At 47.9% G+C, this 628-nt stretch carries 2 protein-coding genes; both read right to left on the reverse strand.

The window, feature by feature from the left end:
• Positions 1 to 297, reverse strand: a 297-nt coding sequence (locus tag JCM12308_RS27555) for a hypothetical protein (RefSeq protein WP_164845415.1), incomplete at its 3' end; no start/stop codon positions are given.
• 93 nt (positions 298 to 390) lie between these two features.
• Positions 391 to 627 carry a putative Ig domain-containing protein gene (locus tag JCM12308_RS33205; RefSeq protein WP_373282427.1) on the reverse strand — a complete coding sequence of 79 codons (237 nt, stop codon included), beginning with the start codon at positions 625 to 627 and terminating at the stop codon, positions 391 to 393.
• Between the last annotated feature and the right edge of the window lies 1 nt (position 628).

The raw sequence follows: 628 nt of genomic DNA on the forward strand, positions 1-628 counted from the left end.
GCGCAGCCGGTTGCCATCATCATAAGAGTAGGTGCGGGTATAGGTTTGTCCATCAACGATGTAGCGTTCGCGCACCATCTGGCCATGACTGTTGTAGTCATAGTGGATGATGGCGGCCCCATTGCTGATGCTGGTGAGCTGTCCGGTGTTGTGATACCCGGCCCGGGCCTCATCATAGGTGTAAGTGACATCTTCGGTGCTAGCGTGTGCCGCTGCTCCAACGGTCAGTCCCAAAACTAAACCAAGAACTTTTTGAAGGATCTGTTTTGACATAATCATGCGTACAAACTTCGTCATTTTGACAATACCTTTGGGGTTGTAACCCGGTCAAAAACTGGAGTTGTTGTATTTGCTAGGGCAATCAACGTTTCATGAAAAACAAACATCTCTTTATTTCCTAATGGATGATCCGAGGCCAAACCAATATGTAATTGTTAGTTTGAATGTGTCAGAGATGGTTGCCTTTCCATCACTTGCCGTGACTTTGATAAGGAGTTCGCCACGAGATCCTCTCGGAGGTTTTCCCGATAACCTGCGCCCATCAAACCTCAGCCAAGAGGGTAAAGCCGCACCATCTGCTAACTCTGCAGTTAGCGATAGTGGGCGTCCATCAGGGTCTGTAAATATA

Origin of the sequence: Pseudovibrio denitrificans JCM 12308 (genome assembly GCF_001310815.1) — a bacterium.
Classification (GTDB): Bacteria; Pseudomonadota; Alphaproteobacteria; order Rhizobiales; family Stappiaceae; genus Pseudovibrio; species Pseudovibrio denitrificans.